This is a genomic window from Klebsiella sp. KTE92, assembly GCF_000398905.1.
Classification (GTDB): Bacteria; Pseudomonadota; Gammaproteobacteria; order Enterobacterales; family Enterobacteriaceae; genus Klebsiella; species Klebsiella variicola.
In genome coordinates this window covers 2758128-2781249 of record NZ_KB976100.1, presented here as the reverse complement: position 1 = coordinate 2781249, position 23122 = coordinate 2758128, and the positions used below count along the sequence as shown (strand labels likewise).

Below are 23122 nucleotides of genomic sequence, written 5' to 3'. Positions count from 1 at the left end.
GTACACCATGAAAAATGAGATTCATGCTAGTTTTCGCCGCATGCCAGGCGAAGAATTGAAGTAAATCACCGCGGACGGTATTTCCCGTTGTGCGATTCGCCAACCCGCAGGAAAGCGGCTAGAATGGCCTCCTCGCAGGAGGTTATAAGAATGTTAAAAGAGGGATGTATGGCGTCGTATTCAGATCAGCCAGAGATGGCGACTGAGTTTCGCTTTACCCGTGTGATGGCCGAGCAGGCGGCGCGGGCGCGTCTGACGCTCGATGACGATCAGCTGTCGCTGATCGCTCGCCTGGATGCTCTGGGCCAGCAGCTGTTGTCCGCGGCGGGTACGCCGCAGGGGCTGTACGTCTGGGGGCGGACCGGGCGGGGGAAAAGTTTTATCCTCGACCACTTTTTTGCCAGCCTGCCGCTCGCCGCCCGGCGGCGGGTCCATTTTCATCACTTCTTCCGCGAGCTACATCAGCGGCTGAATGCCCCCGGCGCGCCCGACCTGCAGGCGGTGATGAGGCAGATGACTTCCGGCTGTCGCCTGCTGTGCTTCGACGAATTTCATCTTCACGACCCTGGCGACGCGATGCTGATCAAGGTCTTACTGGAGCATCTCTTTCAGAGCGGCATTGTGCTGTTGGCGACGTCAAACTATCCGCCGGAGATGCTGCTGCCCAATCCGCTGTATCACGATCGTTTTTTACCGTCGATCGCGCTGATCCGCGCCCACCTGGCGGTCGTCGCGCTGAACGGTGAGGAGGATTATCGCCAGCGTCATCTGAGCGTCGATAATGCCTTCTGCAGCGGGCGGATGTGGGTTAATCCGAATGCACAACAGCGTCAGCTGTATGACCTGCCGTCGCTGCCTGCCGAACCGGTTTCGCTGACGGTAGGTTATCGCACCCTGCTGGCTGCCACGGCGTCATCCACTCTGCTCCACTTCACCTTTGCCCAACTCTGTCAGGCCGCCACGGCGGTGATGGACTATCTGACGCTCAGCGAAAGCTATACGGTCTGGTTACTGGAAGAGGTGCCGCCGCTGGCTACGGTGGGGCCGGCGGCCCAGCAGCGCTTTATCAACGTGATCGATGTGCTGTATGAAAAGCAGATCCGCCTGCTGCTGGTAACCTGCTGCGATCTGGAGACGCTGGTGGCCGGGGTGGAACTGGAGGATATTCAGCGTACGCGGAGTCGCCTGCAACAGTTGCCGCGGGCGGTATAAGCAAAACGCCCCGGCGGGTGCCGGGGCGGGGGGATTACAGATCGAAACGGTCGAGATTCATCACCTTAGTCCAGGCGGCGACGAAGTCATGCACCAGCTTCTGCTGCCCGTCGGCGCAGGCGTATACTTCCGCCAGCGCGCGCAGTACAGAGTTGGAGCCAAACACCAGATCCACGCGGGTGGCGCTGTACTTCGCCTCGCCGGTTTTACGGTCGCTGCCGGTAAACAGCTCCGCGTGGTCATCGGCCGCTTTCCAGACGGTGGCCATATCCAGCAGGTTGACGAAGAAGTCATTGCTGAGCACGCCGACGCGGTCGGTGAACACCCCGTGTTTGCTGCCGTCGTAGTTCGCGCCCAGTACGCGCAAGCCACCGACCAGCACGGTCATTTCCGGGGCGGTTAGCGTGAGCTGCTGGGCTTTATCGATCAGCAGCGTTTCCGTCGATACACCGCCTTCGATACGGCGATAGTTGCGGAAGCCATCCGCCAGCGGCTGCAGCAGGTCAAACGACTCGACGTCGGTCTGCTCAGGCAGGGCGTCGACGCGGCCTGGGGTAAACGGCACGTTAACGCTGACGCCGGCGGCAGCGGCCGCCTGCTCAACGCCGACCACGCCAGCCAGCACGATGATATCGGCTAACGACGCTTTGCCGGAGGCGCGCTGGATCGCCTGCAGAGTCGGCAGCACCCGGCTGGCGATAGCATTGACCGGCCAGTCTTTCTGCGGAGCGAGGGCCAGGCGTGCGCCGTTGGCGCCGCCGCGCTTATCGCCGCCGCGGAAGGTGGAGGCGGAAGCCCAGGCGACCGAGACCAGCTCACTCACCGACAGGCCGGCGCCGGCGATGGCGGTTTTCAGGCTGGCGATATCCTCAGCGCTCGGCTGATGAGTCGCTGCCGGCAGCGGATCCTGCCAAATCAGATCTTCTTTCGGCACTTCCGGACCGAGGTAACGGGATTTTGGCCCCATATCGCGATGGGTCAGCTTGAACCACGCCCGGGCAAACGCCTCGTTAAAGGCCTGCGGGTCGTTGAGGAAGCGGCGGGAGATCTTCTCAAACTCCGGGTCGAAGCGCAGGGTCAGGTCGGTGACCAGCATGGTCGGTTTGCGCTTTTTCCCCGGATTAAACGGATCCGGGATAATTTCCGGCGCATCTTTGGCTTCGAACTGGATAGCGCCAGCCGGGCTGCGGGTCTGCACCCATTCATATTTAAACAGGTTCTCGAAGAAGTAGTTGCTCCACTGGGTGGGCGTCTGCGTCCAGACCACTTCCAGACCGGAGGTGATGGCATCCGCACCTGCGCCGCTGCCGTAGCTGGAGTGCCAGCCCAGACCCTGCGCTTCCAGCGGGGCGGCTTCCGGCTCGGCGCCGACGTGGCTGGTTTCGGCGGCGCCGTGGGTTTTACCCAGCGTGTGGCCGCCGGCGATCAGGGCGACAATCTCTTCATCGTCCATCGCCATATTGCCGAAGGTGGCGCGAATGGCCGCTGCGGCGGACAACGGCTCGCCGCTGGCGTTCGGTCCTTCAGGGTTGACGTAGATTAGCCCCATTTCGGTGGCGCCGATGGCCTGTTTGGCCAGGCTTTCCGGGTGACGGTGGGCCAGCCACTCTTTCTCATCGCCCCAGTCGACGTCCAGATCCGGTTCCCAAACATCTTCACGACCGGCGCCAAAGCCAAAGGTGCGGAAGCCGGCGTTTTCCAGAGCGACGTTACCCGCCAGCATGTAAAGGTCGGCCCAGGAGATTTTCTGGCCATATTTCTGTTTTACTGGCCACAGCAGACGACGGGCTTTATCGAGACTGACGTTGTCTGGCCAGGAGTTCAGCGGCGCAAAGCGCTGCTGCCCACGGCCTGCGCCGCCGCGACCGTCAACGGTGCGGTAGGTGCCGGCGCCGTGCCAGGCCATGCGAATAAACAAGCCAATATAGCTACCCCAGTCTGCCGGCCACCACTCTTGCGAGTCGGTCAGCAACGCTCTGAGGTCAGCTTTCAGCGCGGAGTAGTCGAGCTTTTTAAACTCTTCCCTGTAGTTAAAATCCTCACCCAACGGGTTGGAACGACTGGAGTGCTGGTTCAGCAGATCGACACGCAGCTGGTTAGGCCACCAGTCGCGGTTGCCGGTGCCGCTGCCGGCGCTCTGTTTTGGCGTCTCGGCGTGGAAAGGGCACTTTCCGGCGGATGCGTTGTTGGATGGGTCGTTAGACGTGCTCATATCAGGCTCCGTTTGCTTTTGTGAATGCCATTACGATATACACTGCTACCAATAAGCGATATTTGAATGAGTCTACAGATTTAATAGCTAATTCCGTTCAACGAAGGGTAAACATCCCCTTATATGACCAGGCAGACCTGGCGGTTAGTATAAACCTCACCATTAACCATAGACGTAACGAGACGGCAAAGGAAACGATCTGCGTCAATCAGGGAGCCGGAATGCTAATTGTTTGAGATATGACAATTTTCCTGCGAGAAAAGGATGAGGGCTGTCCGTTGCGCGAGCGTAACGAATGTCCGGTACGGGGGTTGTTGGCGGACACAGAATAAGCTAATACTTAGGCACCATGTGACTGGCGCTGAAGACAGAATACTGTCGGGGAGCATGGTCGACGTCGCCGCGCGCCTGGGCATTACCGATAGCTGGAGATAAGTTATGCCTGAATTCGCTTCATTAATGGCCTTTGCCGCGGTGGCGCTGGGGTTGGTGTTAACCCCAGGCCCCAACATGATGTATCTCACTTCGCGTTCGATTTGCCAGGGAAAACGCGCTGGTTTTATCTCCCTTGCCGGCGTGGCCGTGGGATTTTTCTTCTATATGTTGTGTGCCGCTTTCGGCATCACCGCGTTGGTTTTCGCGGTCCCATATGCCTACGATGCCTTGCGTTTATGCGGGGTCGCTTATTTGCTCTATCTGGCGTGGCAGGCGATCAAACCGGGAGGGCGGCCGATATTTGCGGTGCGCGACTTACCCGCGGACAGTGGGCGTAAGCTGTTTCTGATGGGATTCCTCACCAGCCTGGCGAACCCCAAAGTTGCCATCCTGTATCTGTCCCTGCTGCCGCAGTTTATCACCCCCGGACTCGGCAGCGTGCTCAGTCAGTCGTTAATATTAGGCTGTACCCAGGTGATCATCAGCGTGGCGGTGAACGGCATGATTATCTTGCTGGCCGGGCAGGTGGCGTTATTTCTTGGTCGGCGGCCGGGCTGGCAACAATTTCAACGCTGGCTGATGGCGACGGTACTGGCGGGAATGGCGGTTAAGATCGCTTTTGAGGCCAGAAAATAAGCGGGTTGATCGTGTAAACAGATGCCAGCCGTCCCCGTTGCTGGCTAACCTCGCACTCTGATGCCTTTCTCCTGCACAGAAAGGCTTCCCACGCTCTAACATGCTGAAACATTTCTGCCAGATCATTAGCAACCTTTCAGTAGGGCTGGCGCCGCGATAAGGCTATGCTTCCCGGCCGTTACGCTGTTGGCTTTTCTTGTGATTCAGGTGATGTACCGCTAATGCCCCTTTTGAGAGATGAAATTCGCGACCACTCCGCGGAAGAGATGCTGTTTATCCGCCGGGCCGCAATTGCTTTTCTGCTGGTGGTGGTCTGCTTTGGCGTGCTGATCGCCAACCTCTACCATCTGCAGGTGGAGCAGCATGATTTCTACCAGACCCGATCGAACCAGAACGACATTAAGATGCTGCCCATTGCCCCCAGCCGCGGGCTGATATTCGATCGCAATGGCATTCCGCTGGTGCAGAACATTACCCTGTATCGCCTGCAGGTGATCCCGAGCAAAATTCCCGATATGGCCGCGCTGCTGCAAAGCCTGACGCCGATCGTCGACCTGACGCCGGATGACATCGCCAGCTTCCGCGACGATATGCACCACAACAGCCGCTATAAAGCGGTGACGCTGAAGTCCGACCTCAGCGACGTGGAGGTGGCGCGCTTCGCGGTTAACGAATTCCGTTTCCCCGGCGTGACGGTGGAGAGCTATCAGCAGCGCGAATACCCGTACGGCGCCGAGCTGGCGCACGTGGTGGGCTATGTGTCGAAAATTAACGACAACGACCTACAGCGGCTGGCGAAAGACGGCGAAGAGGAGAACTATGCTGCCGACCACAATATCGGCAAGCAGGGGATCGAGGGCTATTACGAAAAAGCGCTCCACGGCACCACTGGCTATCAGGAAGTGGAGGTCGATAACCACGGCCGGGTGGTGCGTCTGCTGAAAGAGGTACCGCCGGTGGCCGGGAAAAATCTCTATCTGACCCTCGACCTGCACCTGCAGCAGTATATTGAGTCGGTGCTGAAGGGGCAGCGCGCGGCGGTGGTGGTGGTCGACCCGCGGGATGGCGGCGTGCTGGCGATGGTCTCCAGCCCCAGCTACGATCCTAATCCGTTCGTCAAAGGCATCGGCTATCAGGCCTATAAATCGCTGCTCGATAATCCGGACCGGCCGCTAATCAACCGTGTCACTCAGGGTCTTTACCCGCCGGCCTCGACGGTGAAGCCCTATATGGCGCTGTCGGCGCTCTCCGCTGGGGTCATCACCCCGAACACCACCTTCTTCGGCGCGCCGACGTGGACGCTGCCGGGCACGCAACGCCGCTACCGCGACTGGCTGAAGACCGGCCACGGGATGCTCAACGTGACCAAAGCCATCGAAGAGTCGGCTGACACCTTTTTCTATCAGGTCGCTTTCGAGATGGGCATTGACCGGATCCATGAGTGGCTGAGCAAGTTTGGTTACGGCCAGTCCACCGGCATCGACCTTAATGAGGAGTATGCCGGCGTACTGCCCAGCCGGGAGTGGAAACAGCGGGTGCATAAAAAGCCCTGGTATCAGGGGGACACCATCTCGGTCGGCATCGGCCAGGGGTACTGGATCGCCACGCCAATTCAGATGGTGAAGGCGCTCACCACCCTGCTGAACAATGGCAAGGTGCAGGATCCGCATCTGCTCTATTCGATGAAGCAGGGCAACCATGTGGAACGTTATCAGCAGCCGGCGAACCTGCCGCAGGTGGGCGATCCGAAATCGCCGTACTGGGGCATTGTGCGCAACGGCATGTATGGGATGGCGAATCTGCCCAACGGCACCGGCTACAAGCTGTTCCATACCGCGCCGTACCAGATCGCGGCGAAGTCCGGCACCTCGCAGGTGTTCAGCCTGAAGCAAAACCAGACCTATAACGCCAAAATGATCCCGGTGCGTCTGCGCGACCATATCTTCTATACCCTGTTTGCCCCTTATCAGCATCCGAAGGTGGCGATGGCGCTGATCCTGGAGAACGGCGGCGGGGATGGGGTGGTGGCCGGACCGACGGCGCGCGCCATTCTGGACCACATCTTTGTTCCGCAGCAGGCGTCATCCGCGGCGGCTGACGTGCCGCAGCGTGACAGCGCCGATGCCCAGTAAGCGGCTGGACTTATTCCGGACGCGCATCGTTCATAGATATTGGTTATTTGTCCCGCGGCTTTCCGGGCGGCATAGTGATGGCAGGAACATGACCCGGAGCGAGGAGGAAGGGTGACACGTAACCGATTATTGCTGGTTCAGACCGGCACGCCGCCGGCAGCCATCCGCGAGGAGCATGGCGATCTGCCGCACTGGTTCCGTACGCTGCTGGCGCCGTGGCAGGCGCAGCTGACCGCGGTGCGGGTCTTTGAAGATGAACCGCTGCCGGCGCCGGATCGCCAGACCGTGGCGGTTCTCACCGGTTCGTGGGCAATGGTGTCCGATCGCCTGGCATGGAGCGAACGGACCGCCGACTGGATCCGTCAGGCGGTGGCTATCGGCATGCCGCTGTTCGGCGTCTGCTATGGTCATCAACTGATGGCCCATGCGCTGGGCGGTGAGGTGGCTTACCATCCTGCCGGGCGGGAAAGCGGCAGCAAAACGATTGCGCTTTCGCCGTGGGGTGTCGATGACCCGCTGCTGAGCGGCCTGCCAGCGACATTCCCCGCGCATTTGAGCCATTTGCAAACCGTGACCCGTTTGCCGGAGGGGGCTACCGTGCTGGCCGCATCCTCCCACGATCCCCACCAGATTGTGCGCTACGGGCCGCAGGCGGTCTCCACGCAATTTCACCCGGAATTCACCGCGCCGATTGCCCGCTCGCTGATCCGCTACCGGGAGGCGGTGCTGCAGGCAGAAGGCATCGACCCACAACAGTTACACGACGAGGTCCAGGAGAGCCCGCAGGCCGCGGCGATCCTCACCCGCTTCGTCAGCGACTTTCTGACCCCGGATGCCCCCGGCCATTAACTCCCTGTCGTGAACAGCACTCGCCAGCGACGACGCCGGCGGGTCATCTCACGCCACAGGGCGACCACCTCTTCAACGCGCAGCGCGTCAGCCGCCTGCGGCGTCACCCCCGGCAAGTTATACTCCTGGCGCAGCGCGTCCAGGGCGCGCACCTTCGGCGGTACCCGGGAGCGGGCCTGAGCGGCCAGCCGCTGCTGTAACAACCTGAAGGTCGCCTCATCCATGGGGTCCAGCTGGCGCAGAAAGGTTTTACAGCAGCGGAGGAGTTCTCCGGGACGGCGTTCCGGGGACTGGAGCGCCATCAGCAGCCCATCGCGATCGGCAACGCGCTGATAGCGGCAGCTCACCACATAGCCTATCTGCTGCTCCACCCGCAGGCGCTGGAAAAACGGCGGCTCGCAGAACTGCGCCAGCACCCGCAGGGCCGCCAGCGAAGCACCTTCCGGCAGCGGAATAAAGACCAGCAGCGCCGCGCCTTCCCCGGGGAAAGCCAGCCGCTCGACGCCGCGGCGGCAGGGGGCCGGAGCGGGCATCGGCGGATTAACCGGGACGGTAAGCCGGCTCAGCTGACGCGCTACCCACTGCGCATCTTCCGCGCTGCCGCCGGTCAGGGCCGCCAGCCAACCTTCCTGGTGCGCTGACGTACCCAGCCGTTCGGGGAGCTGGGCGATGAGATGACGGATCGCAATACTCTCCGGCGGTGGGGGCAGCGGGGCGACCGGGAGCGCGAGCTGCCGCACGATGGCCTGCAGAATCGCCTCCGGCCGTTGGCCGGACGCAGGCAACTGCAGGATCAGCTGCCAGCTACCGTCGAACAGATGCCACTCGCCGTGTCCCCCGGCATGGCGCAGGGCGGCAAGCAATGAACGCAGCTGTTCCCCGCGCGCCAGCCCCCCGGCCGGCGTGGGCGAGCAGTAGAAGGGTGGTCGCAGCAGGAGCGTCGGCGGCTCTCCCGGTGACGGGAGGTGACGCAGTGGCGCGGCTTCCGCCGGGCTTTCGGCCTTGAGGTCGCCAGCGGTCTGCGGATAAAAAGCGAATGCCAGCGCCGGGTCAGAGACCGGACGTGGCGACCATCGGCTGAGCGGCAGGCTAAAGCCCTGGGTGGCTACCGTTGCTCCGGGGGGCTGCGTCTGGCAGGCCAGGCTGACCGTGGGGGCGGCCAGCAGGGCGGCGCAAAAATCGGCGAACCCGGTGGGCGGCGCCCCGGGGGCAAAGCCGAATGCCCGCTGGCGCAGCTGATCGAGGGGCGACAGCGCCTGAAAACGGCGCCGGGACAGCTGATAGTAGTGTTGCTGCTGCTCAGGCGTCGTCTGCTGTAGCGCCTGCAACCAGTGGGTTATCTGCCGGTCGACCTGTTCCGGCCGGTCGCTGGCGAAAATCAGCGCCAGCCAGCCGAAGTGCTGATCCTGATACAGCCAGTTCAGCGCCACGTCCTCGGCCATCCCGCGCTGGCGCAGGCCGGCCATCAGGCTACCGGGGGCTTCATCCAGCAAAAACTCGCGCAGTAACGTGACATTGTCACTTAAGGCGATCAGCGGGCAGCGCCACAGCGCGGGCTGGCTGGAGACGGCCAGCTGCAGTTGAGGGGGCTCGCCCAGAGTGAGCGGCGGCGCTGGCGGCGGTGCCTCGCCCGGGGCAAGCCCGGTGGCGAAACGGGTCGCCAGTTCGCCGAGCACCTCCAGCGACTGCGGCCCCTGCAGCCAGAGTTGCATCCGGCGGGCGACGTAGTGGCTGCGGTGAAAGTCACGTAAGGCCGCCTGTAGCGCGAGGAAATCCTCCCCCAGCGACCCGGCGTCGCCGACCTGAAAGCGGCGAAACGCCGCGGGCGCGATGGCGGCGTGACGCACGGCTGCTTCCCGTCGCGACAACTCATGCTGTTGGATCAGGCGGTTTTCGGCGTCGATAACCGCGACTTCGCGTTGAATATCGTCCCTGAGCAGCAGCGGCGCCTGCAGCATCTCCTGCAGGCGCGCGACGCCGTCAGCCAGATCCTCGGCGGCGACCTCGAAAAAGAAAGCGCTGTGGCGGGACAGGGTGGTGGCATTCACATTCCCTGCCTGGCGCTGCACCCAGCTCATCAGCCGTTCATCATTGCGGTAGCGCTCACCGCCGTAAAACAGCAGGTGTTCCAGCAGGTGCGCCAGACCGGGGAAGCACGACGGTTCATGGTGGCTGCCGGCGGCAACCCGCACCAGGGCCGCCGCGCGATCGGCCTGCGGCTGATGAACCAGGGTAGCCTGCAGGCCGCCCGGCAGAGTGACAGTGCGGGTCGCCAGCGTCATTACAGTTCCCGGGTTTTGTAGATCAGCTGCGAGCGGGTACGGTTGCGGAACTGCAGCTGGTTGACTTTGATGTCGCTGCAGGCCGCTTCGCGCCGGGCCTCAAGGATTTTGTGATGATGTGGGGATTTGCTGCACACCGGGTCGGCGTTATCGGCGCTGCCGGTCAGCATAAAGGCCTGACAGCGGCAGCCGCCGAAGTCTTTCTCTTTTTCATCACAGGAGCGGCACGGCTCCGGCATCCAGTCATACCCGCGATAACGGTTGAAGCCGAACGAGTCATACCAGATCGATTCCAGACTCTGCTCCAGCACCGACGGGAACGCCACCGGCAGCTGGCGCGCGCTGTGGCACGGCAACGCAGTGCCTTCCGGAGTGACGCTGAGGAAAATCGATCCCCAGCCGCCCATACAGCCTTTCGGGCGTTCCTCGTAATAGTCCGGGGTGACGAACAGCAGGTTGGTGAGGTTACCGCTGGCGGCCATTTTCTGCCGGTAATCGGCGACCACCTGCTCGGCGCGGGCGATCTGTTCCCGGGTCGGCAGTAACCCCTCGCGATTAAGAAACGCCCAGCCGTAAAACTGGCAGGTGGCGAGCTCGACGTCATCGGCCTCCAGCTCAATGCACAGCTCGATAATTTTATCGAGCTGGTCGATGTTGTGCCGGTGGAGGACGAAGTTCAGCACCATCGGGTAGTCGCGCGCTTTTACCGCTCTGGCCATCGCCAGCTTCTGCTGGAAGGCTTTTTTATTGCCGGCGAGAGCGGCGTTGAGCACCTCATCGCTGGCCTGGAAGCTAATCTGGATATGGTCCAGCCCGGCCTCGCTGAAGGCGTCGAGTTTGCTCTCGGTTAGCCCAATTCCCGAGGTGATCAGGTTGGTATAGAACCCGAGGTCGCGCGCGGCGCGGATCAGCTCCGGCAGATCTTTACGGGTCAGCGGCTCGCCGCCGGAAAAGCCCAGCTGTACGCTGCCCATCGCTCGCGCCTGGCGAAAGACCTCGATCCATTGTTCGGTGGTCAGCTCCTTTTCCTGCCGGGCGAAGTCCAGCGGATTGGAACAGTAGGGACACTGCAGCGGGCAGCGGTAGGTCAGCTCCGCCAGCAGCCACAGCGGCGGATTGACGGCGGGTTTATTCTGGCTCACGGCAGGTGATCCACTTCTGTTGACAGGCGATCTGCAGGAACTCGACGACGTCGTCATCGACGCCGCCGGCTTCCGGGAAACGTTCGTTAAGCATGGCGATAATCGCCGCGACGTCGCGCCGGCCATCGACCAGCTCGAGGATCGCCGCGGCGGTCTCATTGAGTTTAGCCATTCCCTCCGGATAGAGGATCACATGGCTCTCCTGGGCGGCTTCCCACTGCAGTCGGTAGCCGCGACGAAAGGCAACGATGGACGTTTTTTGCATGATTACACCAGTCGGGTCGTGTGCCAGGCCGCCTTGTCGGTGACCGTGTGATAGGGCGGGCGCTGCAGAGCGTAGGCCATGGTCATGGCATCGAGCATCGACCACAGGATGTCGAGCTTAAACTGCAGGATCTCCAGCATCCGGTTCTGTTTTTCAGCGCTGTCACAGTAGGTCTTCGCCAGCGCCAGACCATGCTCAACGTCGCGGTTAGCCTGGCTCAGACGACTGCGGAAGTAAAAATAGCCTTCCTCTTTGATCCACGGATAGTGCTGCGGCCAGCTGTCGAGGCGCGACTGATGGATCTGTGGGGCGAACAGCTCGGTCAGGGAGCTGCAGGCCGCCTCCTGCCAGCAGGCGCGACGAGCGAAATTAAGATAGGCATCCACCGCGAAGCGCACGCCGGGCAGCACGTGACGCTCGCTGAGCAGGTCGTCGCGGCTCAAACCGACTGCTTCCCCCAGCCGCAGCCAGGCTTCAATCCCGCCATCTTCGCCGTGGCTACCGTCGTGGTCGAGGATCCGCTGCACCCATTTGCGCCGGGTCTGCGCATCCGGGCAGTTAGCCATAATCGCCGCGTCTTTCAGCGGAATGGTGGTCTGGTAATAAAACCGGTTCGCCACCCAACCCTGAATTTGCTCGCGGGTCGCTTCGCCGTTATGCATGGCGATGTGGTAAGGGTGGTGAATATGGTAGAAGGCGCCTTTAGCCCGCAGAGCCTCTTCAAAGGCCTGCGGCGACAGCGTGTCGGTGATCAGCATGCGGTATCCTGAAGGGTGATTGCCATCCCGTCCCAGCTCACTTCAATCCCCTGTTGCGTTAGCGCCTGGCGCTGGGGAGACTGCTCGTTAAGGATCGGGTTGGTGTTATTAATATGAATGAGAATTTTGCGTTTTGCCGGCAGGGAGGCCAGCAGGGCCATCATCCCGTGCTCATCGCTGAGCGCCAGGTGTCCCATATCACGACCGGTATTGCGCCCGACGCCGGCGGCCTGCAGCTCGTCATCCTGCCAGACGGTGCCATCGATCAGCAGACAGTCCGCTTTTTGCAGCCACGGCAGAAGGGCTTCATCCGGCTCACCCAGCCCCGGGGCATAGAACAGCGTCTGCCCGTTGCGGCGGTTTTCGATAAACAGCGCCACGTTATGGCCCGGCAGCGGCCGGTCGCGATACGGCGAATAGGGCGGCGCGTTGCTGGCGATAGGCACGGCGGTAAACTGCAAATCAGGGCAGGCGTCAACGGTAAAAGGCTGCTGCGGGGCGATGGGATGATGCACCAGGCCGCCGTTCCAGTGTCGCAGCATGGTAAACACCGGGAAGCCGGTGGAGAGATCCTCATGAACCTCCGGCGTGCACCACACCTGGTGCGGGCAGCCTTCGCGCAGGCTCAGCAACCCGGTGGTGTGGTCGATCTGGCTGTCGGTGAGAATAATGCCGCCGATAGACGTCCCGCGCAGTACGCCGGGTTTATTTAACTCGGGGGTATGGGCAATCTGCTGGCTGATATCCGGCGAGGCATTGCACAGCACCCACTCTTTGCCGTTATCGCTGACGATGATCGACGACTGGGTGCGGGCACTGGCCTGAATGGTGCCGTTGCGCAGACCCTGACAGTTGGCGCAGTTGCAGTTCCATTGCGGGAAACCGCCGCCGGCGGCGGAGCCGAGGACTTTAATGAACATGAAGACGGACCGGGTAATGAATGAAGGTGCCCGCGCGAACGGCGGGCGGGGCGATTAACGGTTAGAAATGTACAGCGTCACTTCCAGACCGAGACGTAAATCGATAAAAGCAGGTTTCTTCCACATGTTGTGTTCCTCTTAAAAATGACGACAGGCCTCACGGATAATGCTGGATCTGTGACGGCCGCCGCATATTGCGCTTCACCGGGAGAGAGATCAACCCGGAATCTGTAAGGAATTAACTTTATGTTTACAATATAACCTATTGTTGCCAAACCTTTTTTAATACCCGCAGCCAGTTGTTCCACAGCAGCTTATCCAGCACCAATTGATCATAGCCATTGTCCCGCAAGGCATTGATAAGCCGCGGTAAGCCGGCCACATCGCCCAGCTCGTCGGGCAGGGTGATGCCGTCAAAATCCGAGCCGAGAGCCACATGATCCTCACCCATTATGTTAATAAGATAGTCGATATGCCGGACAATGGTGGTTATGGGCGTGTCGCTGTCGCGCCGTCCGTCGGCGCGCAGGAAAGCATTGCCGAAATTGACGCCCACTACGCCGCCGCTGTCACGGATCGCCCGCAGTTGCCGGTCGGTCAGATTACGCGGCTGTGGGCACAGGGCGTGGGCATTAGAGTGGGTGGCCACCAGTGGGGCGGTGGAATGGTGAGCGGTATCCCAAAAGGCCTGTTCATTCATGTGCGAAACATCGATCTGCATCTTCAGGGCGTTGGCCTGAGCGATGAGCGCAATGCCCTCGCGAGTGAGACCCGGCCCGCTGTCCGGGCTGCCGGGAAAGGCGCCGGTGACCCCGCAGCCGAAGCGATTGGCGATGTTCCAGAACGGACCAATGCTGCGCACCCCGGCGCGATAAAAGGCCTGCAGATCTTCGCCTTGCGCGTCGAACCCGCCAGCACCTTCGATGTGCGCCACCATCGCCAGCGCGTTATCCTGGCGACAGCGTTCGATATCCGCCGCGCTCAGGCACAGCCGCGCGCGGCTGGCGTCATGGGCGCAAATCGCCTTGAGGATAGCCAACTGCTGCCAGAGGATCGCCAGCGGATCCCACGCCTCGCTGGCGTACTGCGGCGCCACGCGGGCGATATACTCCTGCGGCGGCACAAAGAGGGCGAACAGGCCGCCGGCCAGCCCGCCCTGGCGGATACGCTGATAGTCGAGATGGCCGTTTTCTATCCCGGCAAAGAAGGCGCTTACCGGATCCTCACGATGGTGAAGCCAGAGATTCAGCAGCAGGTCATTGTGACCATCAAAAATCTCCATAGCGGGTACCTGCGTTCTTAAGTGGTGAAAAATGCCTGCCACGGTAACGGATTTATCTCCTGGGGCAAGCATAAATTCACATGCCCGCAACAATTGCCAACCTCGACTCTGTATCACACTGTATCTCGCGGCGCAGCGCTGACATTAAGAGATAAAAATGGCCCCGGTCGGGCACATGGCAGATACAAATTTCCGCTTTACTGGTCACGTACTCTCTTGATGATGATAAAAGGTGAGAAAGTGATGAACAGATTATCCCTGATCCGCTATACCAGCGCCGCGGCGCTGGGGTTATCCACCCTGTGGTCCGCTGCCGTTTGCGCCGCGGAAGACGCGGGGGCGTTCGACAAGATCCACCAGATCCGCGCCGGCGACCTGAATATAGGCTACGTGGATATCGGCCCGCGCGACGGCCAGCCGGTGATCCTGCTGCACGGCTGGCCCTACGATATTCAGAGCTATGCTCAGGTGGCGCCGGCTTTAGCGCAGAAGGGTTACCGGGTCATTGTGCCGTATCTGCGCGGCTACGGCACGACCCGTTTCCTCTCCGCCAGCACGCCGCGTAACGGTCAGCCGTCGGCGATGGCGGCCGATATTGTCCATCTGATGGACGCCCTGAACATCAGGCAGGCGGATCTGGCCGGCTTTGACTGGGGCGCGCGCACGGCGGATATCGTCGCCGCGCTGTGGCCGCAGCGGGTGAAATCCCTGGTCTCGGTGAGCGGGTATCTGATCAGCAGTCAGCAGATTGGCGAAAAACCGCTGCCGCCGCAGGCGGAGCTGTCGTGGTGGTATCAGTTCTATTTTGCCACCCCGCGCGGCGAAGCCGGTTACCGGCAGAACACCCACGACTTTGCGAAATTTATCTGGCATCAGGCGTCGCCGCAGTGGAAATTCAGCGACGCGACTTTTGCCAGAACCGCCCGGGCGCTGGATAACCCGGACCACGTGGCGATCACCATCAGCAACTACCGCTGGCGCCTGGGGCTGGAGAAGGGGGAAGCGAAGTATGCCGGCTATGAACAACGGCTGGCGGCGCTACCGCCGATAACCGTGCCCACCATCACCCTTGAAGGGGCGAATAACGGCGCGCCGCATCCGGCTCCCGCCAGCTACCGGGCTAAATTTAGCGGAAAATATGAACACCGGGATCTGCAGGGGGCGGTGGGCCATAATCCGCCGCAGGAGGACCCGGCAGACTTTGTCCAGGCGGTGGTGGACGCTGACCGTTTGTAATCCGCGCCTTGCCGGCGGCGCGACGTTGCGCTTCCGGCAACACGGCTTATGCTTGTGAAGAGTTTATTTTGCCGCAGGAGCAGCCTTTGGAGCGTATTGACCACATCCTGGTCGTCGATGACGACCGCGATATTCGGGAACTGATTGTCGACTATCTGGAAAAATCGGGATATCGCGCCAGCGGCGCGGCGAACGGCAAAGCCATGTGGTCGGTGCTCAAAAATCATCAAATTGACCTGATTGTGCTGGATATCATGATGCCGGGCGAGGACGGCTTAACGCTCTGTCGCCAGCTGCGCGCCAACCCGCAGCAGGATATTCCGGTGCTGATGCTCACCGCCCGCACCGACGACAGCGACCGGATCCTCGGCCTGGAAATGGGAGCTGATGATTATCTGATTAAACCCTTTGTGGCCCGCGAACTGCTGGCGCGCATCAAAGCCATTTTACGCCGCACCCGGGCGCTGCCGCCCAATCTGCAGATCACCGAGGCGGGCAGGCTGATCGCCTTTGGCGACTGGCTGCTCGACACTGCCGCCCGCCACCTGCTGGATGACAGCGGCGCCATCGTCGCCCTCAGCGGGGCGGAGTATCGGCTGCTGCGGGTGTTTCTCGATCACCCCCAGCGGGTATTGAACCGCGACCAGCTGCTGAATCTGACCCAGGGACGCGACGCGGAACTGTTTGAGCGGTCAATTGACCTGCTGGTGAGCCGACTGCGCCAGCGGCTACGGGAGGATGCCCGCGAGCCGGCCTACATTAAAACGGTGCGCAGCGAAGGCTATGTGCTGTCGGTGCCGGTCTCCATCCGCGAGAGGCATGAATGAGGTTCTGGCCCGCCTCGCTGCAGTCGAGGCTGATAGCGCTGCTGTTTCTGGCGCTGCTGCTGGCGAATACTTTAACCCTGTCGCTGCTGTTTTATGAGCGCATGAGCAGCGCTCGCAGCGTGATGCTGGACAATCTGGCTTCCGATGTCGCCACCAGCGTGGCGATCCTTGACCGCCTGCCGGCCGCTGAGCGCCCGCAATGGCTGCCGAAGCTGGCGCGCGGCAATTATCGCTATCTGCTGGGCTCCGGCGAGCGCGGCGACTACCCGGACAGCTGGCGCGCCCGGGACGCAGCCCGCTCCCTGCAGGAGGCGCTGAGTGCGCAGTATCCGGTAAGTATTGTGACGATCCCCGGCCCGCGGCAGCATATTCAGGCCCATATTACCCTCCACGACGGCGCCCCGTTGACTCTCGATCTGTGGCCGAAGCTACCGGCCATCGCCCGCTGGCTGCCGGTGGTGCTGATCGCTCAGTTTGTTCTCCTGCTGGCCTGCGCCTGGTATGCCGTTCGCCAGGTGTTGCTGCCCATCACCCGTTTTACCCGCGCAGTGGACGCCCTTGAACCGGCCAGCGACACGGCGGGAACCATGGCCGAGCAGGGGCCGGAAGAGGTCCGCCGTGCCGCTCGCGCGTTTAACGCGATGCAGGCGCGCATCCACGACCATCTGCAGGAGCGGGCGCGGATCCTCGCCGCTATCTCCCACGATCTGCAAACCCCGATCACCCGAATGAAGCTGCGGGTGGAGATGGCCGACCAGCCGGAACTGCGCGATAAGCTGCTGCAGGATCTCGACAATATGACCCGCCTGGTGCGGGAGGGCATCGCCTTCGCCCGCACCTCGCAGCCACTGGCGGAGGCGCGCCAGCGGCTGAACCTTGACGCCTTTCTCGACACCATCGTCTGCGATTATGCCGATGTCGGCCGGCCGGTGCGTTTTTGCCCGGAGGAGACCGCCGGGGTGGTGTGGATCCCACCGCAGGCCCTGCGCCGGGTGATGACTAACCTTATCGATAATGGGTTGAAATTCGGCACCACGGTCACGGTAACTCTGACCCGCGACGCCGCCGGGGATGTCACCCTCCATGTACTGGATGAGGGGCCGGGGATCCCGGAGGCCGCGCTACAGGCGGTGCTGCAGCCGTTTTATCGCCTGGAGGACTCGCGCAATCGCGATACCGGCGGCACCGGTCTGGGGCTGGCGATCGCCGCGCAGCTGGTCAGCCAGATGAACGGCGCACTGCGCCTGGCCAACCGCCCACAGGGCGGCCTGGACGCCAGCGTTCGCCTTGCCGCGGCGGGATTGTATCCTGCTGTATCTCCGGCGCAGACGGATAACTAAGCCGACAATTCTCCCCCTTTCCCGACACATTCGCCTTACATGGCCTTGCGGTAATGTCGTGGCTGCCACTCTCGGCAGCGACGACATAATGAGGAGAAGGCGATGTCGATATTCATTGCATTTTTGGGCGGAATGTTAACTCTGCTGAGCCCCTGTACGCTGCCGGTGATCCCGCTGCTGTTCGCCAGCGTCCGGGGCCGCCGGGGGCAGCTGGCAATTATGCTGGCTGGAATGGCGCTGATGTTCGGCGCGGTTTCGTGGCTGGTGACGGTCGCCAGCGGCTGGGTGGTGAATCTGACCCTCGCAGGCCGCGGCCTGGCGCTGGCGTTCTTCGCCTTGGTCGGGCTGAGCCTGCTTTCGCAGCGCGTCGCGCAGCGGCTGACCTCACCCCTGGTGGCGCTGGGAAATCAGCTTAACAACGCCAGCTCACGCCTGCGCGGCTGGATCGGTTCGCTGCTGGCCGGGCTGGCGGTGGGCCTGCTGTGGGCCCCGTGCGCCGGGCCGGTACTGGGGGCGATACTCAGCCTGGGCTTTGTGCATCCGGGCCAGGCGACCACCGGCGGGTTGCTGCTGGCCTACGGCAGCGGCGGGGCGCTGATGTTATTCCTGCTGGGGTGGTGTGGTGCAGCATTGATTGCCCGTCTGCGTCGTGGGCTGGCGTTCGGCGAACGGCTGCGCCGGCTGGCGGGGGTGGCGATGCTGGCCCCGGTGGCACTGATCGCCAGCGGCGGCGATCGCTATCTGCAAAGTGCGGGAGGCTGGAGTCAGGCGCTGGAGCAGCGGCTGGCCGCCCGTCTGCCGCAGCCGGAGCAAAAGACCATCCTCCAGCCGATCGCCGCGCCGCAGCCCAGCAGCGCGATGCCTTCCCTGGCGGGAGGCAGCGCGTGGCTCAACAGCCCGGCGTTAACTCCGGAGCGTCTGAAGGGCAAAGTGGTGCTGGTGGATTTCTGGACCCGGGAGTGCATCAACTGTCAGCATACCCTGCCTTACGTACGCGACTGGGCGAACAAATACCGTGCGGCCGGGCTGGTGGTGATTGGCGTCCATACCCCGGAATATCCCTGGGAGCGTTCGCTGCCGCTGCTGCGCCAGGCGGTGAAGGACGGGCGGATAACCTACCCGGTGGTGGCGGATAATGAGTACGCCATCTGGAATGCCTTCGGCAATCAGTACTGGCCGGCGCATTACATTTTCGACGCTCGCGGACAGTTGCGTTATACCGCCTTCGGCGAAGGGGATTATGCCCGCCAGGAGCAGGTGATCCAGCAGCTGCTGCAGGAGAGCAAAGCCTGACCCGCGGCGTAGGCGTCTGGCGGACGGTTCCCTCCAGCCCTTATACCTGATGCCGGGCGGCGCTGCGCTTGCCCGGCCTACAGGAGCGCGCAGGGAGAATGTCGGCGCGGTAAGGCGCAGCCGCCACCGGGCATCGAAGCGGGAGAGGCGCTGGATGCCCATTGTCGGTGACTGCCGAACGGTTCCCTCTCCCTTCAGGGAGAGGGTGAGGGTGAATGGAAGTAGCGTGACAACGTCACATCTCGACCCACCCCTGCAGGGCCTCGGTCATCAGGTCTCCTAGCAGCGCCACGGCGGCGGAATGCTGTCCCTCGCGCGGGGTTTGTTGCAGGTTAACGGCCAGGCTACCTGGCGATGGCAGCAGCCCGGCGACGGTGCGCAGGTTGCCGGGCATGCCGATGCGGGTGCGTATCGTCAGCCCCAGGCCAGCCTGTACCGCCGCCCAGATGCCGTTCAGACTGTGGCTGACGAATACCACCTGCCAGGGGATCCCCGCGGCATCGAGACAGGCGATAGCGCGGGAGCGCATCAGGCACGGGCTATCGAACATCACCAGCGGCATCGGCTCGCCGGAGGCTAGCAGTGCACCAATATCCAGGTCAGGATGCGCAATCCACGCCAGCGGGCAGCGGCCCATCCCGGGACCCTGATCTTCGGTTTGCCACAGCAGCGCCAGATCCAGCGCCTCTTCCGCCAGCGCCTGGCGCAGCGGACCATTGCGATCCACCCTGGCGACTATCCGCACCTGCGGATGATGCCGTTTAAATTGCCCCAGGATCCCCGGCATCAGCGATTCGCCAAAATCTTCCTGCATACCAAGGTGGATCTCGCCGGTGAGCCGCTCGCCCTGCAGCGCGCGCAGGGTTTCATCATTGAGCGCCAGCAGTCGTCTGGCGTAGCTCATCAGCTTTTCGCCTTCCGCGGTGAGCACCAGATGCCGCCCCTGTTTGGCCACCAGCGCCGTACCGCACTGGCTCTCCAGCTTTTTAAGCTGGGCGCTGACGGCCGAAGTGGAACGCGACAGGCGCAGCGCTGCCTGGGCGAAACTGCCGCACTCCATGCCGGTCACAAAGCTACGCAGGGCGTCGAGATCCAGTCCCGGTAAGCGTTTCTCCATCATCATCCTCATTTTCAGGATGTTTATCCTGAACGTCGTTATTCTCGGGATAATACTGTGGCATCGCGAAAGGCAGGCGTCAACGGGCCCAGCGACCAGCCAGGGAGCAGAGAACGTCAGTGGCGCGGAAAGAAATAAAAAAGCCGATAAGGAGATTATCGGCTTATTGCAGGTAAGGCTGACAGCGGGGCGGCAGGCGCCGCCCGCTAGGGCAGGTTATTGCGCCAGCAGCTCCTGAGCGGTGCGTTCCACCAGGTTAAGCAGCACCTTCACGTCATCCAGCGTCACCACCGGGTTCAGCAGGGTCAGCTTCAGGCAGGTGACACCGTTATGCTCGGTCACGCCAACGTTAGCGCGGCCGGAAGCCAGCAGGGCATCGCCGACGCGCTGGTTGAGCAGCGCGATAGCCGCCGCGTCGCTCTGCGCCATCTGCGCCGGACGGGAACGGAACAGCACGCTCGCCAGCTGCGGCTGCATCACCAGCTCCAGCGTCGGCTGCGACTTCACGTACTCCGCCACGTTTTTCGCCATCGTGACGCCGTGATCGATGATCGCCGCATACTGTTTCTGGCCCAGCGCTTCCAGACCCATCCACAGCTTCAGCGCATCGAAGCGACGGGTGGTCTGCAGCGACTTAGACACCAGGTTCGGTACGCCGTGTTCTTCATCGAACTCGGAGTTCAGATAGGCCGCCTGATAACGCATCAGCTCGTAATGGCGCGCGTCCTTCAGCAGGAAGGCGCCGCAGCTGATGGTCTGGAAGAACTGCTTGTGGAAGTCCAGGGTAACGGAATCCACCAGCTCCAGACCGTCAAGGTAGTCACGATACTGCTCAGACAGCAGCAGCGCGCCGCCCCAGGCTGCGTCAACGTGCAGCCAGATCTGATGTTCCGCGGCGATACCGGCGATGTCGCGCAGCGGGTCGATAGCCCCCGCGTCGGTGGTGCCGGCGGTGGCGACGATCGCCATGATCTGCTCGCCGTTAGCCTGCGCTTGCGCAATCTTCGCTTTCAGATCGGACACGTCCATCCGCGCGAATTCGTCGGTTTTCACCAGCGTGACCGAGCGGTAGCCGAGGCCCATCAGCGCCATGTTCTTCTGCACCGAGAAGTGGGCGTTTTCCGAGCACAATACTTTGTACTTGCGGATATCCCCCGGCAGCCCATCCTGCTGGATGGAGTGCCCCTGACGGGCGAAGAAGGCGTCGCGCGCCAGCATCAGGCCCATCAGGTTGCTCTGGGTGCCGCCGCTGGTGAAGACGCCGGCGTCGCCAGCCGGATAACCGACCCGGGCGCGCAGCCATTCGATCAGCTTCATCTCAATGATGGTTGCTGACGGGCTCTGGTCCCAGGAGTCCATGCTCTGGTTGGTGGCGTTGATCAACACTTCCGCCGCCTGGCTAATTACCAGGCTCGGGCAGTGCAGGTGCGCCACGCACTGCGGGTGATGCACCGACAGGCTGTCTTTCAGGAAGTACTCGATCGCACGATCAATCGCCGCCTGGTTACCCAAACCCTGTTCGTTAAATTCAAGGGAGATACGCTCACGCAGCTCGTCAACGCTTTTCCCCTGATACATCTCAGGTTGCTTCAGCCACTGCACAACGGCATGGCTGGTCTGCTCGATAACCTGCTGATAGGCTTCAACGCTCTGCGCTGAACCAGCAAGAATCGGATTCAATGTGGACATGGTGGTCACTGACTCCACTCAGACCGGCTTTACGCCGGCGGCCAGCAGGGCCTGTTCGAATTTGTCGAGGAACACATCCAGTTCCGCGTTGCTGATCAGCAGGGACGGCAGCAGACGCAGCACGCAGCCGTGACGACCACCGCGCTCCAGAATCAGGCCCGCTTCGAAGCATTTCTTCTGCAGCAGGGCAGAGAGTTCGCCGTCAGCCGGGTAGCAGCCCATGTGATCCTGCGCTTCGTTCGGCTTGACGATTTCGATACCGATCATCAGACCAAGACCGCGTACGTGGCCAATGACCGGGTAGCGCTTCTGCAGCTCGGCCAGTTTGCCTTTCAGCCACTCGCCCTGGGCAGCGACTTTGTCGGCAATCTTGTTGTCGCGCAGGTGACGCAGGGTAGTCAGGCCGGTAGCCATCGCCAGCTGGTTGCCGCGGAAGGTGCCGGTGTGGTGACCCGGTTCCCAGGCGTCGAACTGTTTTTTGATGCCCAGCACCGCCAGCGGCAGACCGCCACCGACCGCTTTCGACATCACGATGATGTCCGGCTGGATACCGGCGTGCTCGAAGGCGAAGAATTTACCGGTACGGGCAAAGCCAGCCTGCACTTCATCGACGATCAGCAGAATGCCATGCTCTTCGGTCACTTTGCGGATGCGCTGCAGCCACTCAACCGGCGCCGGGTTCACGCCGCCTTCACCCTGCACAGCTTCGAGGATCACCGCCGCCGGTTTACGGACGCCGCTCTCCACATCGTTGATCAGGTTTTCGAAGTAGTAGGTCAGGGCTTTCACGCCGGCTTCGCCGCCGATGCCCAGCGGGCAACGATACAGGTGCGGGTAAGGCATGAACTGGACTTCCGGCATCATGCCGTTAACCGCTGCTTTCGGCGACAGGTTGCCAGTGACGGACAGCGCGCCATGGGTCATCCCGTGATAGCCGCCGGAGAAGCTGATCACCGCCGTACGGCCAGTGTATTTTTTCGCCAGTTTCAGCGCGGCTTCCACGGCGTCAGCGCCGGAAGGACCGGTGAACTGCAGGCAATACTCTTTCCCTTCGCCCGGCAGGCAAGAGAGCAGGTATTCGGAGAAACGATCTTTTAACGGGGTAGTCAGATCGAGGGTATGTAACGGCAAGCCGCTGGTAATGACACTTTGGATGCTCTGCAATACATCAGGGTGGTTGTGGCCCAGAGCGAGAGTACCGGCGCCCGCGAGGCAGTCCAGGTACTGTTTGTTATCCGCATCCGTCAGCCACACGCCTTCAGCTTTAGTGATAGCCAGCGGTAACTTACGCGGGTAACTCCTGACATTCGATTCGAATTCGGCCTGACGGGCCAAAAAGGTTTCGTTGTTTGCGTCTAATAAATCGGCACGTAAAGTATCAATACGGACTTTATCCGTCATCATATCACTCCCACAACCAGCATTGCGGTTGAACGCTGGTTGAATAATTGGTCTAAGGAATTGAATTGGCATTCATAAAGCGCGCACAATATAT

19 protein-coding genes and 1 riboswitch are annotated in these 23122 nt (G+C 61.8%); of the genes, 8 read left to right on the top strand and 11 right to left on the bottom strand.

Annotated elements, in window-relative coordinates; translation table 11 throughout:
* The first annotated feature begins 150 nt into the window (after positions 1–150).
* Positions 151–1212: a cell division protein ZapE gene (gene zapE / locus A1WC_RS12285; protein ID WP_016161112.1), complete on the top strand. Its 1062-nt coding sequence runs from the start codon at positions 151–153 to the stop codon at positions 1210–1212.
* A gap of 34 nt (positions 1213–1246) precedes the next feature.
* Here the strand turns inward: zapE and katG are convergent, their stop codons facing one another.
* Complete coding sequence (gene katG / locus A1WC_RS12290; RefSeq protein WP_012541632.1) at positions 1247–3424, bottom strand: catalase/peroxidase HPI; 2178 nt, start codon at positions 3422–3424, stop codon at positions 1247–1249.
* Between the two features lie 341 nt (positions 3425–3765).
* Positions 3766–3845, top strand: a riboswitch (ZMP/ZTP riboswitch).
* A 17-nt stretch (positions 3846–3862) separates the two neighbouring features.
* On the opposite strand from katG, the gene A1WC_RS12295 reads away from it, so the two are divergent.
* The 3 genes from A1WC_RS12295 to A1WC_RS12305 all read left to right on the top strand — a co-directional run bounded on the left by A1WC_RS12295 (position 3863) and on the right by A1WC_RS12305 (position 7476).
* Positions 3863–4495: a LysE family translocator gene (locus A1WC_RS12295; protein WP_004898401.1), complete on the top strand. Its 633-nt coding sequence runs from the start codon at positions 3863–3865 to the stop codon at positions 4493–4495.
* A gap of 221 nt (positions 4496–4716) precedes the next feature.
* Complete coding sequence (gene mrdA, locus A1WC_RS12300; protein WP_016161111.1) at positions 4717–6627, top strand: penicillin-binding protein 2; 1911 nt, start codon at positions 4717–4719, stop codon at positions 6625–6627.
* Positions 6628–6738: 111 nt separating this feature from the next.
* Complete coding sequence (locus tag A1WC_RS12305) at positions 6739–7476, top strand: glutamine amidotransferase (protein WP_008804776.1); 738 nt, start codon at positions 6739–6741, stop codon at positions 7474–7476.
* On the opposite strand, the gene pqqF is transcribed toward A1WC_RS12305, so the two are convergent.
* The 7 genes from pqqF to A1WC_RS12335 all read right to left on the bottom strand — a co-directional run bounded on the left by pqqF (position 7473) and on the right by A1WC_RS12335 (position 14125).
* Entirely contained in the window at positions 7473–9758 is a 2286-nt protein-coding gene (gene pqqF, locus A1WC_RS12310; RefSeq protein ID WP_016161110.1) for a pyrroloquinoline quinone biosynthesis protein PqqF, read from the bottom strand. The genes A1WC_RS12305 and pqqF overlap by 4 nt on opposite strands.
* Positions 9758–10900, bottom strand: coding sequence for a pyrroloquinoline quinone biosynthesis protein PqqE (pqqE, locus tag A1WC_RS12315; protein WP_012968140.1), 1143 nt, complete (start codon positions 10898–10900; stop codon positions 9758–9760). The genes pqqF and pqqE overlap by 1 nt, the downstream gene beginning before the upstream one ends.
* Positions 10887–11165 (bottom strand): pyrroloquinoline quinone biosynthesis peptide chaperone PqqD, encoded by a 279-nt coding sequence (gene pqqD / locus A1WC_RS12320; RefSeq protein WP_008804779.1) that lies wholly within the window; start codon positions 11163–11165, stop codon positions 10887–10889. Before pqqD ends, pqqE begins: the two co-directional genes overlap by 14 nt.
* A gap of 2 nt (positions 11166–11167) precedes the next feature.
* Positions 11168–11923 carry a pyrroloquinoline-quinone synthase PqqC gene (gene pqqC, locus A1WC_RS12325; protein ID WP_008804780.1) on the bottom strand — a complete coding sequence of 252 codons (756 nt, stop codon included), beginning with the start codon at positions 11921–11923 and terminating at the stop codon, positions 11168–11170.
* A complete protein-coding gene (pqqB, locus tag A1WC_RS12330; RefSeq protein WP_008804781.1) occupies positions 11917–12843 on the bottom strand; it encodes a pyrroloquinoline quinone biosynthesis protein PqqB in 927 nt (308 codons plus the stop codon). The genes pqqC and pqqB overlap by 7 nt, the downstream gene beginning before the upstream one ends.
* A gap of 54 nt (positions 12844–12897) precedes the next feature.
* Positions 12898–12969 carry a pyrroloquinoline quinone precursor peptide PqqA gene (gene pqqA, locus A1WC_RS26295; RefSeq protein ID WP_002905689.1) on the bottom strand — a complete coding sequence of 24 codons (72 nt, stop codon included), beginning with the start codon at positions 12967–12969 and terminating at the stop codon, positions 12898–12900.
* A gap of 136 nt (positions 12970–13105) precedes the next feature.
* The gene (locus tag A1WC_RS12335; protein WP_016161109.1) at positions 13106–14125 is read right to left on the bottom strand and encodes a dipeptidase; all 1020 of its coding nucleotides are present in this window, start codon (positions 14123–14125) and stop codon (positions 13106–13108) included.
* Positions 14126–14368: 243 nt separating this feature from the next.
* Here A1WC_RS12335 and A1WC_RS12340 point away from each other — a divergent pair, with 243 nt between their 5' ends.
* The 4 genes from A1WC_RS12340 to A1WC_RS12355 all read left to right on the top strand — a co-directional run bounded on the left by A1WC_RS12340 (position 14369) and on the right by A1WC_RS12355 (position 18821).
* Positions 14369–15361 carry an alpha/beta fold hydrolase gene (locus A1WC_RS12340; RefSeq protein WP_016161108.1) on the top strand — a complete coding sequence of 331 codons (993 nt, stop codon included), beginning with the start codon at positions 14369–14371 and terminating at the stop codon, positions 15359–15361.
* 86 nt (positions 15362–15447) lie between these two features.
* Positions 15448–16188 (top strand): response regulator, encoded by a 741-nt coding sequence (locus A1WC_RS12345; protein WP_004180014.1) that lies wholly within the window; start codon positions 15448–15450, stop codon positions 16186–16188.
* Positions 16185–17528 carry a sensor histidine kinase gene (locus tag A1WC_RS12350; protein ID WP_016161107.1) on the top strand — a complete coding sequence of 448 codons (1344 nt, stop codon included), beginning with the start codon at positions 16185–16187 and terminating at the stop codon, positions 17526–17528. Before A1WC_RS12345 ends, A1WC_RS12350 begins: the two co-directional genes overlap by 4 nt.
* 102 nt (positions 17529–17630) lie before the next feature.
* The gene (locus tag A1WC_RS12355) at positions 17631–18821 is read left to right on the top strand and encodes a cytochrome c biogenesis protein/redoxin (RefSeq protein ID WP_016161106.1); all 1191 of its coding nucleotides are present in this window, start codon (positions 17631–17633) and stop codon (positions 18819–18821) included.
* Positions 18822–19056: 235 nt separating this feature from the next.
* Here the strand turns inward: A1WC_RS12355 and A1WC_RS12360 are convergent, their stop codons facing one another.
* The 3 genes from A1WC_RS12360 to A1WC_RS12370 all read right to left on the bottom strand — a co-directional run bounded on the left by A1WC_RS12360 (position 19057) and on the right by A1WC_RS12370 (position 23031).
* Positions 19057–19950, bottom strand: a complete 894-nt coding sequence (locus A1WC_RS12360; RefSeq protein WP_032691197.1) for a LysR substrate-binding domain-containing protein — start codon at positions 19948–19950, stop codon at positions 19057–19059.
* Positions 19951–20154: 204 nt separating this feature from the next.
* Positions 20155–21636: a pyridoxal phosphate-dependent decarboxylase family protein gene (locus A1WC_RS12365; RefSeq protein ID WP_163589946.1), complete on the bottom strand. Its 1482-nt coding sequence runs from the start codon at positions 21634–21636 to the stop codon at positions 20155–20157.
* A gap of 9 nt (positions 21637–21645) precedes the next feature.
* Entirely contained in the window at positions 21646–23031 is a 1386-nt protein-coding gene (locus A1WC_RS12370) for a diaminobutyrate--2-oxoglutarate transaminase (protein ID WP_008804788.1), read from the bottom strand.
* Positions 23032–23122 lie beyond the last annotated feature (91 nt).

Bases quoted from the DNA above. Each gene is read 5' to 3' on its own strand.
- zapE (WP_016161112.1), top strand. From the start codon at position 151: ATGTTAAAAGAGGGATGTATGGCGTCGTATTCAGATCAGCCAGAGATG.
- katG (WP_012541632.1), bottom strand. From the start codon at position 3,424: ATGAGCACGTCTAACGACCCATCCAACAACGCATCCGCCGGAAAGTGC.
- A1WC_RS12295 (WP_004898401.1), top strand. From the start codon at position 3,863: ATGCCTGAATTCGCTTCATTAATGGCCTTTGCCGCGGTGGCGCTGGGG.
- mrdA (WP_016161111.1), top strand. From the start codon at position 4,717: ATGCCCCTTTTGAGAGATGAAATTCGCGACCACTCCGCGGAAGAGATG.
- pqqF (WP_016161110.1), bottom strand. From the start codon at position 9,758: ATGACGCTGGCGACCCGCACTGTCACTCTGCCGGGCGGCCTGCAGGCT.
- pqqD (WP_008804779.1), bottom strand. From the start codon at position 11,165: ATGCAAAAAACGTCCATCGTTGCCTTTCGTCGCGGCTACCGACTGCAG.
- pqqC (WP_008804780.1), bottom strand. From the start codon at position 11,923: ATGCTGATCACCGACACGCTGTCGCCGCAGGCCTTTGAAGAGGCTCTG.
- pqqB (WP_008804781.1), bottom strand. From the start codon at position 12,843: ATGTTCATTAAAGTCCTCGGCTCCGCCGCCGGCGGCGGTTTCCCGCAA.
- A1WC_RS12335 (WP_016161109.1), bottom strand. From the start codon at position 14,125: ATGGAGATTTTTGATGGTCACAATGACCTGCTGCTGAATCTCTGGCTT.
- A1WC_RS12340 (WP_016161108.1), top strand. From the start codon at position 14,369: ATGAACAGATTATCCCTGATCCGCTATACCAGCGCCGCGGCGCTGGGG.
- A1WC_RS12350 (WP_016161107.1), top strand. From the start codon at position 16,185: ATGAGGTTCTGGCCCGCCTCGCTGCAGTCGAGGCTGATAGCGCTGCTG.
- A1WC_RS12355 (WP_016161106.1), top strand. From the start codon at position 17,631: ATGTCGATATTCATTGCATTTTTGGGCGGAATGTTAACTCTGCTGAGC.
- A1WC_RS12360 (WP_032691197.1), bottom strand. From the start codon at position 19,950: ATGAGGATGATGATGGAGAAACGCTTACCGGGACTGGATCTCGACGCC.
- A1WC_RS12370 (WP_008804788.1), bottom strand. From the start codon at position 23,031: ATGATGACGGATAAAGTCCGTATTGATACTTTACGTGCCGATTTATTA.